14 protein-coding genes are annotated in these 17,426 nt (G+C 47.6%); 1 reads left to right on the top strand and 13 read right to left on the bottom strand.

The annotated features are described in order from the left end of the window. Positions 1-48: 48 nt before the first annotated feature. The 6 genes from RFF05_RS13265 to RFF05_RS13240 form a co-directional block, all read right to left on the bottom strand. The gene (locus RFF05_RS13265) at positions 49-1,737 is read right to left on the bottom strand and encodes a protein kinase domain-containing protein (RefSeq protein WP_409967535.1); all 1,689 of its coding nucleotides are present in this window, start codon (positions 1,735-1,737) and stop codon (positions 49-51) included. Beyond that, complete coding sequence (locus tag RFF05_RS13260) at positions 1,734-2,582, bottom strand: PP2C family protein-serine/threonine phosphatase (RefSeq protein WP_409967534.1); 849 nt, start codon at positions 2,580-2,582, stop codon at positions 1,734-1,736. The genes RFF05_RS13265 and RFF05_RS13260 overlap by 4 nt, the downstream gene beginning before the upstream one ends. Positions 2,583-2,643: 61 nt before the next feature. Next, positions 2,644-4,074, bottom strand: coding sequence for a penicillin-binding transpeptidase domain-containing protein (locus tag RFF05_RS13255; RefSeq protein ID WP_409967533.1), 1,431 nt, complete (start codon positions 4,072-4,074; stop codon positions 2,644-2,646). Then, positions 3,978-5,321 carry an FtsW/RodA/SpoVE family cell cycle protein gene (locus RFF05_RS13250; protein WP_409967532.1) on the bottom strand — a complete coding sequence of 448 codons (1,344 nt, stop codon included), beginning with the start codon at positions 5,319-5,321 and terminating at the stop codon, positions 3,978-3,980. The genes RFF05_RS13255 and RFF05_RS13250 overlap by 97 nt, the downstream gene beginning before the upstream one ends. A 46-nt stretch (positions 5,322-5,367) precedes the next feature. Further along, positions 5,368-5,943, bottom strand: coding sequence for a hypothetical protein (locus tag RFF05_RS13245; protein ID WP_409967531.1), 576 nt, complete (start codon positions 5,941-5,943; stop codon positions 5,368-5,370). A 150-nt stretch (positions 5,944-6,093) separates the two neighbouring features. Beyond that, positions 6,094-9,273, bottom strand: a complete 3,180-nt coding sequence (locus RFF05_RS13240; RefSeq protein ID WP_409967530.1) for a protein kinase domain-containing protein — start codon at positions 9,271-9,273, stop codon at positions 6,094-6,096. Positions 9,274-9,469: 196 nt separating this feature from the next. On the opposite strand from RFF05_RS13240, the gene RFF05_RS13235 reads away from it, so the two are divergent. Then, complete coding sequence (locus RFF05_RS13235; protein ID WP_409967529.1) at positions 9,470-11,026, top strand: hypothetical protein; 1,557 nt, start codon at positions 9,470-9,472, stop codon at positions 11,024-11,026. A gap of 68 nt (positions 11,027-11,094) precedes the next feature. On the opposite strand, the gene RFF05_RS13230 is transcribed toward RFF05_RS13235, so the two are convergent. Genes RFF05_RS13230 through RFF05_RS13200 form a run of 7 tightly spaced genes read right to left on the bottom strand, consistent with a single transcriptional unit; the run spans position 11,095 to position 17,414 of the window. Beyond that, on the bottom strand, positions 11,095-12,018 hold the full coding sequence (locus tag RFF05_RS13230; protein WP_409967528.1) for a protein kinase domain-containing protein: 924 nt from the start codon (positions 12,016-12,018) through the stop codon (positions 11,095-11,097). A 35-nt stretch (positions 12,019-12,053) separates the two neighbouring features. Continuing rightward, entirely contained in the window at positions 12,054-13,070 is a 1,017-nt protein-coding gene (locus RFF05_RS13225; RefSeq protein WP_409967527.1) for an FkbM family methyltransferase, read from the bottom strand. Positions 13,071-13,086: 16 nt separating this feature from the next. Then, positions 13,087-13,947, bottom strand: coding sequence for a radical SAM protein (locus RFF05_RS13220; RefSeq protein ID WP_409967526.1), 861 nt, complete (start codon positions 13,945-13,947; stop codon positions 13,087-13,089). Between the two features lie 26 nt (positions 13,948-13,973). Further along, entirely contained in the window at positions 13,974-14,705 is a 732-nt protein-coding gene (locus tag RFF05_RS13215) for an SDR family NAD(P)-dependent oxidoreductase (protein WP_409967525.1), read from the bottom strand. Beyond that, complete coding sequence (locus RFF05_RS13210; protein ID WP_409967524.1) at positions 14,692-15,033, bottom strand: cupin domain-containing protein; 342 nt, start codon at positions 15,031-15,033, stop codon at positions 14,692-14,694. The genes RFF05_RS13215 and RFF05_RS13210 overlap by 14 nt, the downstream gene beginning before the upstream one ends. Continuing rightward, the gene (locus tag RFF05_RS13205) at positions 15,034-15,747 is read right to left on the bottom strand and encodes an SDR family NAD(P)-dependent oxidoreductase (RefSeq protein ID WP_409967523.1); all 714 of its coding nucleotides are present in this window, start codon (positions 15,745-15,747) and stop codon (positions 15,034-15,036) included. It abuts the gene before it with no gap. Then, positions 15,747-17,414, bottom strand: a complete 1,668-nt coding sequence (locus RFF05_RS13200) for a thiamine pyrophosphate-binding protein (protein WP_409967522.1) — start codon at positions 17,412-17,414, stop codon at positions 15,747-15,749. Before RFF05_RS13200 ends, RFF05_RS13205 begins: the two co-directional genes overlap by 1 nt. Positions 17,415-17,426 lie beyond the last annotated feature (12 nt).

The raw sequence follows: 17,426 nt of genomic DNA, 5'->3' as shown, positions 1-17,426 counted from the left end.
ACCAACATTTTTTACTGCCCACTCACCAATATCGCACAAAATACCCTCTCATTGCAATTGCAACCTAATAACGGTGTCAGGTTCTACCCATGAGCCAGCGGCATAGTCTTGCGCCACCACGGTAAGAAAATCGGTGTCATCAGCGATATCTTCAACATACCACCAAACTTGGAAATCTAGATTGGCCTTTTTCAACGTAGCGACAGCCTCTTCTTGCGACATGCCTTCCACACTGGGCACAGGACAAAGATTGCTGGGCATGGTGGACGGTGCTGGCTTCTCTCCTTGGTGCATACCTCCCTTGTCGATCAGCACTGGTGACTCTTCTTGGGGTATACTGCCCATGCCCAGCAGCACTAGTGACGCTTCTTGGAACAAGACTTCCGTATCAGCCTCCGTGATAGATAGCACAGTGTCAAACACGATATTCAAAATAGATTCGACAGGCTCTGAAATAGGACTATCCTCAGGAATGACTGAGAGGACAGCTTGTCCCAGCATGACCGTGGGAGATGTAAAAGTAGACTCTTTGCCAATGTAATCTTGAACCGCAGAAAAGCAAAGAATAAACACCTCTACAGCAATCCAAAGCTTTACCAAGCCACCCAAGCATCGTTTGACGATGCCCATTTTTTTAGCCTTTGGCTTAATTTTTGGTGCAGCCTTGGGCGTGGCCTTGGGTGCGGCCTTGGGTGCGACCTTGGGCGTGACCTTGGGCGTGGCCTTGGGCGTGGCCTTGGGTGCGACCTTGGGCGCGACCTTGGGCGTGACCTTGGGCGTGACCTTGGGTGCGGTCTCGGGTACAAACGATGCTTTCACCGCAGCCGCAGGCTGGGATCCTCGCTTTAGCGTTTTCTGCCGTAGGAACACCCAATCCCCAAGCATCTCTTGGGCAGATTGATACCGCTGTTCGTAATCCAAATGCAAACCTCGCTTTAAAATAGCCCACAGTCTATCATCACAATTAGCGGGTTGCGTCAATGGTAGATTTGACGCTGGTAAAGAACCACGCAAGGCATAATACAAGGTTTTGGACAGGGAGAACACGTCGGTGAAAGCCCCTTGAATGCCAGTGGATAGCTCAGGCGCCATGAACATTCGGGTCACCATGGGCAGGGTGTCAGCATTTTGATTTACCACGATATTACAGTCAAGATGAACCCCACGCCCACTGCCAAAGTCCGCCAAACACCAAGCGTTATTATATCGCAGGATATTTAAGGGTTTGATGTCCCTGTGAATGGCGCCATTGTTGATTTGAGTGGATTTATCCACATTGGTAAGAGGTGCCGTTTGAAATTGCATCAGTCCTGTGATCAGTTGCAGTCCCAAATCCAGAACTTCCGCTTGACTAAGCCCTCGCTTTTTCCGAATATACGCTTCCAAATCCCCTTGCGCTCTGTGCATCCTCATCAGAATATACGCAGGGTGTCTCTGGTCAGCATCATAAATGGTAGCCATATCTGTCACGCCTAGCAAATAAGGGCACCGTAATTTCTGGATTTGCAATCCCAAGCCCGCTTCTCGCAAGCAACGACTGACATACCACCCATAGCGATCGGCAGACACTCCCATTTTCGAAAAATTACCACCAATATCAACCACCTTCACCACATCGTCTGTGTTAACAAGCTGATAGACGGCAGAAAAACTGCCCTTCCCCAGCATAGTTCCCAATTTCCACGTGCATGTTTGTCGGTTGTCCGCCATGAGAGCATTGATTTTTGCAACATTCATAGGTGGGACCTCTTTTCTATATCTTTTGGTTTTCTTCTCAAGCACCGTAACAAGATGTGGACAAGACCGAGGCGCTTTGTGGTGGTTGTTTTCTTGCCAATGGTAATGACCAAAGCCGTCACATTATCATGGGCGGTGCCCACCGCTGTATCCACCAAAACTTTAGCTACCTTGTCAGCGGGTTGGGTGGTTAAGATGTGAATCAGTTGGTCTTCAGGCAGGGTTTTGGACACCCCATCTGAACAAAGCAACAACTTGTCGCCAGGTAGTAAGTCCAAAACTGTGGTGTAGGCTTGTTCGCTACCCACCTGATATGGATTCCCCAAGAACTGCGTCAGCATATTGGAAACAGTGGGGTCATAGGGCTGTCCTTGGCGCTGTTGTTCGCCTGCTAAGGTATGCTCTTGATAAAGCGCACAAAATTGACCATCCCGCAAAATGTAAATGCCACTGTCTCCAATGTTGCACACCGTGGCACAGTTGTCCTGGGTGATGTACAACGCGGCCAAAGTAGTGCCACCCATCTGCGGACAGGGGAAGGCATCACTGTGATAATAATGCACTACAGCATCGTTGCAAGCATCCAGCTGGGCAAGCAATGCGTCGGTGGTCATGGCAGACTCTTGGGCAAAGCGCTCACACAATGTTTGCGCCACCAATGCAGCGGCCACTTCCCCTTGGCTACCTTGAGAAATACCATCGCACACAACGGCCAACAGGTCATCCCCCTCCACTTGCATAGAAAATTGATGGGTCTCCCGATAGGTCTTTGTCTGTAGGGCAACAAAATCTTGGTTACATGGTTTCTCCCCACGCTCTGTCCATGCAGAAATGTGTTTTTCCATAGTAGGAGCCTTTCTCGAAGCATTTGTGCCTCTAATAATTTTTGGCAGGCATCGCAATGTGTTAAATGGCATTCAAGTTTTCCCAAAATGCCACCAACTGTGTCGCTGGGTCGCGAAGTGTGCTACCATAGGTACCATGATTTTTACTGATGATGAAGGAGATTTCATCTGTGAACCCTGCGATATAGATATGGCAAGTACCATCACTCAATTCTGCGGTTCCTGTCTTCGCGGCAATGCCATCGCCTAAATCGTAGTGCTCACCCACGTTGTAGAGCAGATTTTTCATGGTTTCTGCTGTTTCGGCAGACATGATTTGAAGGGTTTCCACCTGCCCTTGATATACACATACCTCTTCACTGGTGGCACTGTCTACCACGTGAGGGAGACACAACAGACCACCGTTGGCAATGGCTTGCATCCACATGCACATCTGAGTGGGTGAAACCAGCGTGCTCCCCTGCCCGAAGCCGCAAGGCACATATGCCACAGGATCGGTATTGTCAACCGTCCAATTACTATGGAGGGTGGCAAAATCCAATACAATATCGGTGCCTAGTAAAAAACTTTGGGCTGTTACGTCCATCTGCTCATAACCAACACTTTCGGTCAAATACGAAAAATAAACATTGGACGAGTAGGACAAAGCCTGTTGTAAATCCAGAGTACCGTAAACAGCATGACTTGCATTGTAGATTGAGACATCGTCGCTAATGGCATACGCCCCTGTGTCATTGTAAACATAGGATGCCTCTGCCAAGGGCATTTCCAATGCGGCAGTGGCTGTGATGACTTTGAACACGCTCCCTGGTGGGTCTAGCACCTGGGTGGCACGGTCAAGTTGACTCCCATCAACGGCGACACTCTCTTGCAAAAAGTCGGACAACTCATTCAGGGAATAGGGCACGGTAGACGCGCTGGTCATGGCAAGCACAGCGCCTGTTTTGTTGTCTAACACAATCACACTGCCCTCTTCGCCAGCTAAAATCTCATCGTAGCAAAATGCTTGAAGACGGCTGTCTAAGGACAACTGCAACGTGGCACCACGGCTGTCTTGGTCAAGGGTTTCATAGAGATACGTGCCAAAGGTATCTCGCAGCCCTCGCGCTCCATAGGTGGTGGTATTGTAACCCAAGAGGAACGAATACGCATAATCATGGGTCACAGCCCCCATTGTCTCAGAGGTAGTGGCAAGTTGCGTAATGGCCAAACCGTTTCGATCTACAATAGCGCCTTCTAAGGCAGATTTGCGCAACTCCGTGGAGATGATGGATGCTTTGAACGTATCGGAAATTGGGTTTACAGCCGGAAAGATGCTGAAATTCAGCAAACAGGCCAACACTACCAATGCGACACCACCGCACACAGCCCAACCCAAGATACGGGTGCGGCACTTCAGCGATTTGGCTGAAAAAGATTGTTGTGGGTGTTCAGTGCAAGCAAGGATGTGCCAGTGTGTGCGCAGTTTTCTGCGGATTGTGAGCCAGTCCATGTGCGAACTCCTTTCTTTGGTACGTATTGTGGTATGGTGCAACTGCACAAAAAGGCAATTTGCACCATGGTTGTGACTGTTTGGGAACCAGAACGTGAGAGAAAAGGCGTAGCCACCCCAGTCAGAGGAAAAAGCCCGATGCCGCCAAGAAACGGGAACAGCACTTGGACAAACAGGTTGACCAAAACACCCATCAGAATGCAGACTGTGAACTTGGAACTCTGCCCCATGGCCACTTTTCCACCTTGTACCAAGAGCAGGCAGTACAACGCGAAGACTGTAATGACACAGAGCCAACCGTAAGATTGCGCCAGAGATACCAACACCAAATCTGTTTTCCCAGCAGGAATGTAGATGGAATATTGGCTGCCACCCAACAGCCCCGCCAGCAACAAAGCGCTTTGGGATTGGATGGCTTGATAGCCCAAACCATACGCATCCAAACTGGCTAAATCTGTGACAATCAAAATGCGCTGTTCCAATTTGTGCATAATCACCGCTAGCTGTTCCACCACTGCCAGCACAGGTTCGTGGTCAGTGAGATAGGCTTCCAAGGAACCAAAGAACACTACAATTAAAAAAACAGCCAAGAATCCAAGCATGATGTTCACCCCTGTGTAGCGCAGTGGCAGCGTCAGGAAACACAAGATGCCATAGATACACACCAGAACAAGCAAAGTGCCCAATTCATTGATGGACACGGCAAATAGTGCCAGCAAAACAACGGAACCTCCAGCTACAGAAAATTGCACCAAAGGGGGATATACAGTGGCGAACAATGCGGCCAGAAAGAGAATGTAGAGAAGCTTGATGCCTTCGGTAAGTTGGATGCTGATGCCAAACACATAAATCCAGGCCTTAGTGGCGTTGGTGGCAGGTGCGCACAATAATAGCAACGACAACAGCAACAACCCCATCCCAAGGATCACCGCCAAACACGGCAGGTGTGTGGTGAGCCAAGGGTAACATTTACGCCAAAGGGCCACCACACCTACCCCAATCGCTATGGCCAACAAATGCACCAGCACCAACCAAAGGCTGTCTGCACCGTTAGATAAAGTAAGTTGAATGCTAAGCCCGATGGTCAGTAGCGACAAAACGCTTGCACTTAAAAGCAATGGGAGTCCAGTGCGTTGATAGCCGTAGATAGCCAAAAGGGTCAGTATCAAAACTAGCAACAGCGGTTGCAACAAGGCATGGAAGTCAACGTCAGCGCTAAGAGACACTCGAAAAGCAAATACACTCAAAAAAACCATCATCCACAAGAAGAACGCTGTTACCGGTTGCAGCACATTAGCCCCTTTCATGACGCACCCCCCTTACGAATTGTCGCCCACTACCGTCCATATTCACCGCATCTCCAGCAGATTTAGGCGTCGAGCCATAGGTGATTAGGTTTTCTTTAAAGACGATGGAAATACCACCAGCCATATCCACCTTCAGTCCGTTCACCAAATCCAACTCAGTGATGGGACGGTTATTATGATAAACCTTGTTGGTTTTGCTGTGCACTTGCAAAAAAGGACCTTTTTGATCTAAATACAACCCGATGTGGGGATTGGAGACAAAGTTATTTGGGATGGTAATGTCGCCGTAACCTTTGCTACGGGCAATGATGACACCGCTGTCATCCACTCCGTTTTTATCTGGATTGAATCGAAAGGGGAAAACCGTGGTGTCGCCACGGATGCAGACCTCGGCGTTCCAAGGGGACATAATGGCGGTGGACATGGTGTCTTTTCTGCCGGCATCGGCAATGGGGATGATTTTCTTGTTCAACAACACCATAATGCACAACCCAGTCGCAACGAGGAGTAGTCCCACCGTTAGGAGTGGGATTAGGGATGCCGTCCAAATACTTTCACTCATAGTAAAATACCTCCTTAAGTGTGTCCGTTCTATACAGGTTTCCTGTATTGTCACTATACTACCACAACCCAACGAGTCGTATATAAATCTATTTTACAGTAAAAAACCTCTCCAAAAATGTATATCTATACATTTTTGGAGAGGTTTTTCCTATATTTTTGCAATTAATCTTAACAGTTCCCTTGTATCTATGGTGGTGCGCTCTATAAACTCTTGGATTTTGGGCAATATTATTTTTTCATAAAACCCTTTTGGCTCATCGTAAAATAGTGGAACACTCTGCGTCAACTCTAAAATAGCAATTGCAACGTCTAAAAAAGCCCCATCGTTACACTCTTTGGTCTCCACACTTAGCTGTATGTCATACAGAAAGAACACCATTTCTTGCAAATCCAAGGCTTTGGCAATCTCAATCCCCTGTTTCAAATATGCGCGCAACGCATCTACATGTACCCCTTCTTCTGCTTCATACAGAGCATATCCGATTTGGGCTAAATTACGATAAGAAACAGCCATGGTGCGCACATGAGGTGGAAAATATTTTTTCTTTTTTTCCAACAGCGCTTGCTGGGTATGATAAGCTTGCGTCAATTTTCCCAAATGGAATTGACACGATGCCAGCAAATTATACTCTGCAAACACAGCATTTGGTCTGTTTGCAAAATCTCGCTCTTTATTTTCAATGGCATTTTCCACCGCTTTGCTGGCTTTGGTATAATACGTCTCAGGTGCGGTTGTATATTTCGCCATGCGATAATAGCCATTGGCCAAAATGTACTCATAATGGTATATTTGCCACTTAATGTCCATGGATAGTTGCTCTTTTGGTGGATTTTTTGCCAAAGCCTCTTCACAAATCTCAATGGCGTATTGGAGGGATGCTTGGTCGCCCCGCTCCATATAAAACCATGCTTTGTTCTGGTAATAAATCAACTCACGATCCTTAAAAACCTGCAAATACGGTGATTGCGCCAATGTTGCAATCAGTGCTTCCGCTTGCGTCTTGTTGCGTTTTTCAACCGCAATGGTCAACAAGGAAGATTGCGCCATATAGCGGAGTTCTCCATCGCAACACGGACTATCTAGCGCAGAAAATATCAGTTCTGCTTGTCCAAAATCGTCAAAAGCTAAATGCAGACGGGCCATCCCCAATACATAGGCGTGCAAAAGAGGGTGGGGCATCTGGGGCAACACCGCCGTCACCGTTTGGAACAGATGGCACCCTTGGGCATACGCTTCATACGTACAGAGATTGGTGTTGTTTGCATATTGAGTCAGTTGCTTTAAAAACGCCCCACACTTATCACAAGACGGCTTCAACTTTTTACGACATACGTCGGCAATGGCCTGGTGCAAGGATATGGTGTTTGTTTCCTCACTAAAGGTAATCCACCCGCTGTCAATCAACCGGTTGACAGCGATAAAATCCTCCAACCCCATCCATTGCTTAAACAATGAACGGACAATCCCCGTGTCTGGAAACAGGCACAGATGCCGCAAAATGTCTTGCTGGGCATCGCTCAAATCCACAAAATCAAACACTGTTTGCATGATGATGTCTACCGTGGCATTGATCATCAATCCGTCATAATCAAACTTTACAGGCTCTTTAGGCAAATCCTGCGTGACCCCCTGCACATTGGCAAGTAAATCCCGCAAATCGATGTCAGAGGCCATGGCTGACTTGGCAATCAGCATCACGGTCAAAGTATGGCATTGCACAGCGACAATCAACGACTCCACCACCGCCATTTTCTCTTGGCTCACAAACTGTTGGGGATAATATTTGAAAAACAACTTTTTCAGCGTTTCAACATCTCCAATTTCTGGGACATTTACTTGTTGCACGGTATATCTCTCAGAAAAATCAGCACGGGTGGTGATGATTTTTCCACAGTCCAAGGCTGCAAATAGACGAAATTCTTCTTCGTCTATCTGTGTGGCATTCATACCATCGATAACCAGCAAAACCCGTTGGCTCAGCAAACTGTTGAGTTTTTCTAATTTCAAGTCAAAATACCGCTGTAGTTGTTGGCTGGTGGGTGTTGCATCTCCCGACGACAAGCCCAATACAGACTCTAATGTAAAGTTGGTAATAGGCAAGTTTTTATCGCTGAGTATGGTACTTTTCACGCTCCCCAAATAGGGCAACACCATCACAGCATCGTAGTACGCCCTATATTGATTGGCATAAAATTTCGCCAAATGACTTTTCCCAATGCCACCAATCCCCCGCAATGCCACCGTTTTGCGTTGACAAAGTCCTTGGTAAATTTCCTCACACTTGGCCTGTCGCCCCACAGTGAACAGCGTCCCATCGCTGTAGGTATTCACCAGTCGATGGGGTGTTTCTAACAGCTTCAAAATATGCAAGATGGCATCTTTCATCACACGGTGGGCAGGGCGGCGGCCTTCTGAGGTCATTCGCAATACCAAAGAATCCCGCAAAAGCCGTTGCACACCCCGCTTCACTTCTACTGTTTGCCCCTCCAGATACACACTAGGCAGGGGTAAGTCTCCATTGAGTGCCGTTTTATGTTTGATAACATCATAATGGGTTTTATACAGCATTTCAAATAAAATAGCCCCTATGCTAAATAAATCAGACCCAAAAGAAACACAGGACTTTTGGTCTGCCATCCGAAATTCTGCTGGCGAAAAGCCAGGTTTGCTGGTGAATCTGTGGCCTTGCACCTCCGCCGCCAAGAAGGCGCTATTAAAGTCGATGCACTGAATGGTACGTGTAGCTGGTTGGTCATTTTGTTCCAATTGACTGACAAATAAATTATCAGGGCTGATATCGCCGTGGATATAGCCTGCATCGTGAATGGGTGCCACCGCTTCTAAAATCCGATTGACTCGCTCTAATACATCTGCCAAGGTGGGCAAATCTGCAACAGCGCCTTGCTCCGTGCGCTTGGCTGTCAGCCGATGTAACATATCACCCCCAGAAGTATCGATGACGGCATAGGGAATATTCTGGTGCATCACGGTGAACATTTGCAAAATATACGGTGTGTTCCCCTCTTTGGGATTGCGAATGGCCATGATAATTTCTTGCTCTTGGGCTTGCTGGGCATAGAATGTAGATAAATCCCTGTCGCAACGTAATAATTGCGTTTCTGGGTCACGGTGTATTAACTCTGCCATAGCCAGCTTATAGGGGTAAATTTCCTTCAAAATGACTTTTCGGTTTTCTTGCTCCGTCAAAAAGCCCTCATAGCACAGTGAATAGCCACCTTTTCCAATGCAATCCCCCAACACAATAGGCATCGCCTCACCCAGTACAGCCCCCTTTTTCATAGGTGTACGGGTATCTATAATAGCCAAATCATCACATCCCTTCTTGTTTACAGCTTATCACAAAAAGCCCATACATACAACAAATTCCATCATGAACAGTCGGTTTTTTTACCGCAAAATCATATGTGCTAATAGGAATAATCTTCCACAAACATATTGCATTATAGAACTCTACCATATATACTGTATGGTAGAGTTTTATGTGAATTGGAGGATTTTCTAAATGAGCATCATTGAAAAGCACATCGCCCAACTTTGTAAACAACGGGATTTTCTTGACATGTACACCCAGCTTTGTGGTCCCCTGCCGCCTCAAAATCTGGTAGGTCTGTACACCCAATTGCACGAACAAGCAAACAAAACCCACACCCTTGGCAAAAAAGAAAAACTGTTGCCTTCTATCGCTTCATTCGAGCGAGAAGTTCAACTCTGGCACCCAAATTATAGCACCAAACAAGGCTTCCATTTCTTGCCCAGCACACGACTCCATGTTGTCATCGTCGGCTTCTTGCTGAAACTGGATGCTGGTGCTACCAACGTTCTATTGAATATGGCTGGTATGCAGGAGTTAAACGGCCGTGTATTACTGGATTCTATCTTCATTGCTGGGCTTAACAATCAATGGGACTATGACGACTGCATCTTCCGTCTGTTGCCCACCTATGCCCAAACCATCGCCTTGCCAGCACCCACACTCTTTACCTTTCAAGATTTGTGCGACTATGTAAAGGCAAACGGCTATGAATTGTGTGACCCTAGCATCACCGATGATATGACCTATAACGTGTCATTGGTCACCTCTGAAAACGAGTTAACCACCTATATCAACTCCAACAAAGAAGATTTTCGTATATATCGTGACTCTCCACGCCGTTTCCTATGCCAACAATTGGTTGAGAAGTGGGATTCCGAACGGCTAATACTTACCAAAGATGCTGACACCTTCTCCCAGGAAGTTTATAACATTTGGTGCGAGGTGATAGAGTTTTACGGCGAATCCCTTAGCTCTACCCTGCTGGATTATTTGGAATCTGGTGGCGTGCTACGAGGAAAACCCGCCAATCGGTTGTTTGAGTATATCAACGGCAGCCGCCCCATCTCTTACAAAGTCTTTGTCCTATTACTGGTATATTTTGAAGTAATGCAATTCCAATGCTATGACTGGGAGCAATTAAACGAAATCAGCGCGAAATGTGGATTCCCCCCCATTTCCAGAGAGCATCCATCTGCATTTGACCAAGTGATTGTGGATTTTGTATCCTATGTGGAAGCTTGCGACCTCCACGGCAAAACACCCTATCCCCCCATGATTCCCAAAGCCACCCCAGAAGAAGAAAGCGAAACCAAACGTGATGAAATAAAAATAGATCCTAAACTCATCAAGGATGAAATCCGGAGATTTGAAAAAACCATCAATCTGGATAACGCTAAATATTTCTTTGATTATAAAGTTGCAGGATATGCTTTGATGGGGCTTTATTATGACTATATCGAACTGGCGCAAGCTTTCTCTAAAGCACACGCCAAGGGTAAAATCTCCCAAGCCCTTTTCGACGAGGTCACCACGTCCATCGCAACCCAACAAAAGACCTTGTTATCCTTCACACACCTGAGTGTTCGTGTGTTCAAAGACATTCAACGAATCAATGGTGTATACACCACTTTGAGCCAAACGCTAGCCGATTTAACCACCAGCAAAAAAGGGAACGCCCAGCCCTCAAAAAAGCCTTCCCATTTGATTGCAAACCCCCTCTACCTCCGTTCTGAGCATGACTTTTAATCCATAACACACTATAAAAGCGCCTAGATTGAGCCATTCTGGTCAATCTAGGCGCTTTTTTCAACTTATTACGGTTCCATGGCAATAATGGCATCCACCTCACGGACAAAGGTGCGCCAGCAACCAATGCGCGCAGCCAATGCCTTTTGCAGTAGTTCCCATGTGGCCATCGCCACTTGGGGCGCTTGCCCTTGAAAATAATAGCTGGGCATTGGCTCATTTTTCAGCAAGATTTTCTTGTGCACACCCAATTTATACTGGGTAGCAAAAAGCATTTCAAACAAAACGGCACCCACTGAAAACAAATCCGAGTGATAGTCCACTCTGTGCATCTGGTCTGGCACATAAAATTCTGGAGGCGCATACCCCGGTCGATAATCGAAGGTTTGACTGCGCTTGTTCTCTAAAAGAAATCCACTGACATAGTTGAGGCATTGCACCGTTGGAATCCCATTTACCCCCATTTGCACCAATAGATTATCTGGAGCAATGTCCCCCACCAGATAGCCTGCATCATGGATAGTCGATAGCCCCATCAGGATTCCTTTCACCATTTGTAACACTTCTTTCAACGTGTCAATACCATCCCATGCCCCTTGTTGCGTAGATTGTTTCATCCTCTGTCGCAACAAATATGCACCCTTCGACGGGTACAACCCATACGGAATGTGGTTTTGATATACCAACCGAGGGGAAACAGGCAGTGGCGATGATAGAAATGCCATCAGCGTGCTCTCCTCTGCCAATTTTTCATACCGTGTAGACAAGGACTGGTCACCCTCCACTTGATTGGTAAGCAAACTCCGAAATACGCACTTCTTTTGTGCCAACGTATAGGGGTAAATCTCCTTTAAAATAGCCTCTGCGCTGTTCTTGCGGTGATGCACTTTATAATATAATGCACTGGCATCCGCCCCAATACAACGGAAAATTTGATACTCATCCACCTGAAAATTGACAGGTAACGGACTGCGATACTCGCTATTTTTCATCAACAAAACTCCTTTATTCTATAGTTGTATGCAGTTTACTGTGGAACTGCATACAAAATCGTTTCAATGCAATCGCTGTGATAATGACGCAAGGCAAATCGATATTCTGGTACCAGTTCATGGAGATAGGTCATCACAGTTTGGCAGTCATCTGGTTTGTGATACACACTGATTGCCATCCGTGGCTTGCACCGCGCAATCACCTCTCGCGCGCCCTGCAAAGCCTTTAACTCAGCCCCTTCCACATCTAACTTCAAAAAGGTAATGGTTTGATCGCCTACCAACTGGTCAATGGTGGTGCAAACCACTTGAAACTGTCCATCCAAGGACAGTTGGGCGCTCCATTTTTCCTCTGGCACCGCCTGAAAGGCCTTGGTACACTGGTTGTTCCAGAGCGCCTCTTGGGATAATTCTACACGCGCAATCCCTTGCAGTTGCTCTTGGCAATGGGCAAATGTCAAGGGATTTGGCTCCACTGCAAAGACTTTTTCATACCCACCTTCGCTCCATTTTAGAAACTCCAGAGTGGTTTGCCCATCTAAGCTTCCACCATCTAAGAATATTTCTTGTGGATGGGGCTGAAAGTAATCGAAATATTGCCATCCTGTGCGGCCTACCAAATGATGGTCAATCAAACAGAGTTTCTGGGACGGAAAATGAGATAATTGCGCCTTGGAACCACTGGAATTTGAAACCAACAACCCATAGCCACGTTCTAAATACTCTTCCACTTCCTCCATCGAAAGTGCTGGGACATCTGGTGGCAAAACCTCTGCCCTGCCATAATTTCCAGCCACAGACCAGCCAGCATCTTTGAGCACCAAATGGTGATACACCGCCACATCATCATCCCCCCAAACACACCATCCTGTTGGATGGTGTGTTTGGACATAGGTCTCTAATTCTCGAAAGGCATACGCCACTGGATTCTTCCGAATGGTGCGATAAAAGGTAGTCAAGGATGGGTCAACGCCATGGCGTAGCCGTGCTTGGAGGTACACCTTACTCTGTTCATCCAGCAACAAATGAGCGAAACGGTCAAATGCGTTCAAGTGGGAACCCTCCTTTTTATTTCACTTGTTCTGCCACAGCCACCACTGGACACTTACCGGTGCCACGGTCACAATGGTTGCAGCAGGGATAATACTTATTGTTGTACACAAAGTCTTGCAGCTGTGCTTTGAGCGTCTCCAAAGGCACAGAGGGGTCTGCTAAATCCACATAGTTCCCTTCCGCTGGGATAAAGCCAAGATCGATGGCATGGGCCGTGCGAGGGCAGGGATACAGCCGTCCACGATACATACTAAACCATTCCACGGCACAGCAGTCATATTGGGTCGCCAAGGTTTCCTCATCACGACCTCTGTTTTCAAAGCCGCCAAAGTCATACCATTCATAGGCATTGGCGCCAAATTGCTTCACAGAATGCTTTACACCTTCAGCTTCCAGCTTTTTCAGCAATTGACCTGATTTTTTATCATAGGCTTCGTAATGGCTGATACGTACTTCGTTTTTAGGGTTACGCAAAGCTTGATACACAGCGGCATTTAGGGGTACCACGGTGCCATTGGTGGGGAACACCACACGAGAGACTTGATCTTTGCTGTTGAGATATTCCACAACTTCTGCCAAATGGGGGTACATGAAAGGTTCTCCGCCAATCACATTCACTCGTGCCACACGGTCAACCACGGCGAAAAACCGTTCAAGAGATTGGATAATCAAGTCCAATTCTACATCTTTAGGGCAGGTATAATGGGGCATCAAGCTACCACAATTGGCACACTTCAAGTTACAGCGAGTGGTCAGGCTCACATCAATGCTCCCCACCACCAAATCATAGTCATCCCCCACCATGGAAGGGGTCAGTTGAAAGCTTTTGTAATCCTTGTAATAGTCCAGAGCGAAATCCTTGTTGTACTTGTTCATAGTGTTGTTCTCCTTCAATTTTTTGATTATATGTAAAGACCACTGTCCATCATAATAATTTGACCAGTGATTTTTCTGGATTGGGGGCTTGCTAAAAACGCAATCAGCACCGCAACATCTTCAGCTTCAATCAACCCCAAAGGCATGGTTTGTTCTTGCGCTTCATACAGTTGCGCCATGTGTTCTGAGGATTGCACAATATCACGGATAAAATTGGTGCGCACAGAGGCTGGCGCCACTGCGTTGACCCGAATTTGATAGGGTAGCAATTCTTGGGCTATCAGTTGGGTTAGACAATTGATGCCACTTTTGGAAATGGCATAAGGCGCGTTGTTCACTCTCGGGTGAATGCCTTGGTCAGAGGAAATGTTGACAATGGCTCGATCGCCTGTTGCCTGTCGCAACAGTGGGATTGCATATTTGGTAACCAACGCTGAACCTAGCAAGTTAGTAGCTAAAACTTGACTCCACTCTCCCAGATTGGCAGTGGCGATGGTGCCACGGGCGCCTGCTGTGAAGATGCCTGCTACATTGATTAAATACTGGATGCTCCCATATTCCTGAGCAATGGTGGTGAAGGTCTCTTTCACAGAGGTTTCATCCCCAATGTCACACATAAGAATGGGGTAAGTTGCTGTAATTTGCTCCACATCCACCCCCACCACCGTGTATCCCAATGCCACATAGTGTTCAGCGGTAGCTTTGCCGATGCCACTTGCCGCCCCTGTAACCACAACCGTGTATTTAGTCTCGTTCATAGTCCAATCCCTCCAATACAGCACGGTCTTTCTCACGGTTCCCATCAGGAATATGAATGTGAAACAATGTCAACGGGGTCGTAGCTTGAAAGCGATGGGTGGTTTTGGCCGGCACACATACCGCTTGCCCTGACTTCAGACTATGCGCTTCCCCATTGAGCCACACTGTCCCAGTCCCGTCCACCACATAGCTCAATTGGTCAGTTTCCAAATGCACCACCGTGGGGCTGTTGGTTGATGGTAGCAGGGTGTGAACATACCGCCCTTTTTGAGAAGAGTCTTGCAAATGCCCATAGGCATTGGCTACAAAAAAATCCAAAGTATTCATTCAATGCACCTCCGTTGTTCCGCAGATATTTAGGGTTTGTCCAGAAATAGCATCCGCTTGGGGTGAGATGAAAAATGCCACAGCGTCCACGATTTCTTCTTCACGCACCATGCGATTGAGCCCGTTGTTCTCCGCCATAGAACGGTTGAACGTATTTTCTTCCTTGCCCGAAAGCCGTGCAATGGTGCGGCGATTGCCCAGACTCGTCGCAGTCGCCACCCCACCGGGGCACACGTTGTTGATGGTGATATTAGCACCCCCATATGCCACCGCCATACTTTTGGAAAAGCATTCCAGCGCCGCTTTGCTGGCACCATAATGGGGAATTAATGGGCGAGGGGATTTGCTGGCAATGGAGGAAATATTGACGATACGTCCATACCCACGATCTTTCATCCCCGCCAACACCGCCTGCATCAATAGAACTGGCCCATGGTAGTTCAAGTTGGTGCAGGTCTGCAAGGCACCAATATCAAGGTCAGGAAACGGTGATGGCAAGGCGCCACCAGCATTGTTAATAAGAATATCAATTTCCATCCCACCAAGGCGCTTACACACCCGCTCCACTTGTTCCACATCTGCCAAATCGCAAAGAATGTTGTCTCCCTCTGCTTCACGGCGGTTAATGGTGACGACGTGATACTGGTCTTTGAAACGATGATACATAGCAGCGCCGATGCCTTGGGTCGTACCTGTGAGCAACATAGTTTTCATCAATTCCACACCCCTTTCGCTTTGAGCATAATGGGGATTTCATCAGGATCGGTATGTAATACCAGTACAGTGGGTTTGGGGTCCGCCAAAAAGGTTTTCACATGGGTTTCAAACCCTTTCAGTGTATCTGTTTGATGCGCATCCACCCCAAAGCTTTTGCCATACAGCGTAAAATCGATGCCACCCAAATCGGAAGCAATAATGTGTCCTGTGTTCATTTGCCCTACACGCACACGCCCCATAGCGCCATTGTCCATCACCACAAACAAAACAGGCAGTTGTTCCCGTGCCACTAGATGAAGTATGTTGCCATTCATCAGCATACAACCATCCCCAGTGATAGCAATATAGGGACGGTGCCTGTCCGCCATCGCCATCCCCACCGTTTGGCAAATACCACTGCCCATAGCACGGATGCCATCGTCGATCATCAACGTGGCACCATGTTCTTCCGGGGTTAGCAAGGTGGCGGTGTTCAACAAGTGATTCCCAGCATCAGCGGTGATGGTCACACCTTCTCGCAGCAGTGGGTTTAACCCAGAAATCGCCTTAGCCATGGTGTCCGTTTGGGTCATATGGGCGTAAAAATGGACTTTTTGCGCCATGTCGCATTGGGCGTTCGCCTCCCATAGTTCTTGGGCATTGTGAAGGGGAACACAGGTGCGCAAGTGACGGATAAACCCTTTCAAATCACGGGTTTCATGCCAGTTCCATTGGGTGCCATGGTGTTGCGAAGCTTTGGCATTTTGGGTAAAGACATGAATTTCAGCCCCTTCTAACGTTTTACGCAATGTGCTGGAAATGTCTTTTTCACTCATGGAAGTGCCAAAGGCCAGCACCTGCTCTGGTGCGTATTCACGGATGAAATCTTCCAAAACAGGGTTGTCGCCATACCCCAGCTTACCCAAAAAGGCAACGTCTTTTTTCACACAACAAACACCTTTGCTTGTGGTAACCACAGGGGCGCCCATGCGATGCGCCAATCCATACACATCATCCACCGCACCTGCCATCCAGCACCCCCAGCCCATGACAATCAGCGTGGGCTTACGGACAAGTTCTACCTGAGGGTAGGCTTCTTTATCCACCGTCGTAGCGGCTTTCCCTCTGGCAAACAAGGCCTCCAAGTTCAATGCTCCCTGATGCAATTCGTCCAGTTCCTTGTCTTGCAAATCCACCGGAATGCTTAAGTGGGTGCTCCCACCTCGTCCTGCCACTGCCAATAAACAGGCCTGTTCAATCTGCCAAGGTGCGTGTTCCAAATCGGTCACAACCACACTGGATTTGGTCACCGAGCGCAACAGACTACTAGAATCATAGTTGCGGTCAAGGGTACCTTCTTCTTGTCGCAGGCCAGTCTCAGATTTACCAATAGGGGTGCGTCCAGAAATGTACAACAATGGGATGGAGTCCAAATTGGCTGCGGCGATACCGCTGACACAATTGGTCACCCCTGGGCCTCCAGTGGTCACCACTGCCACCAGTTCTCTGGCTTTTTTCCCATACCCTGTGGCCACATAGGAGGCCTCCCCTTCATGACCACACAGGGTTAACTTCAACCCATTCAAATTTTGCCACACAGGCATCACCAACGCCCCCGGCACGCCAAACACCTGTCGGCACCCATAGGCTTGCAAACAAGCCTCAATCCATTGATAAACCTTCATTCAACTGCCCTC

The sequence above is a fragment of the Bengtsoniella intestinalis genome (assembly GCF_039719005.1).
Taxonomy (GTDB): domain Bacteria; phylum Bacillota; class Clostridia; order Oscillospirales; family Oscillospiraceae; genus Oscillibacter; species Oscillibacter intestinalis.
Note: the sequence above shows the minus strand (reverse complement) of the source record. Positions and strands in the feature narration are given on the sequence as shown.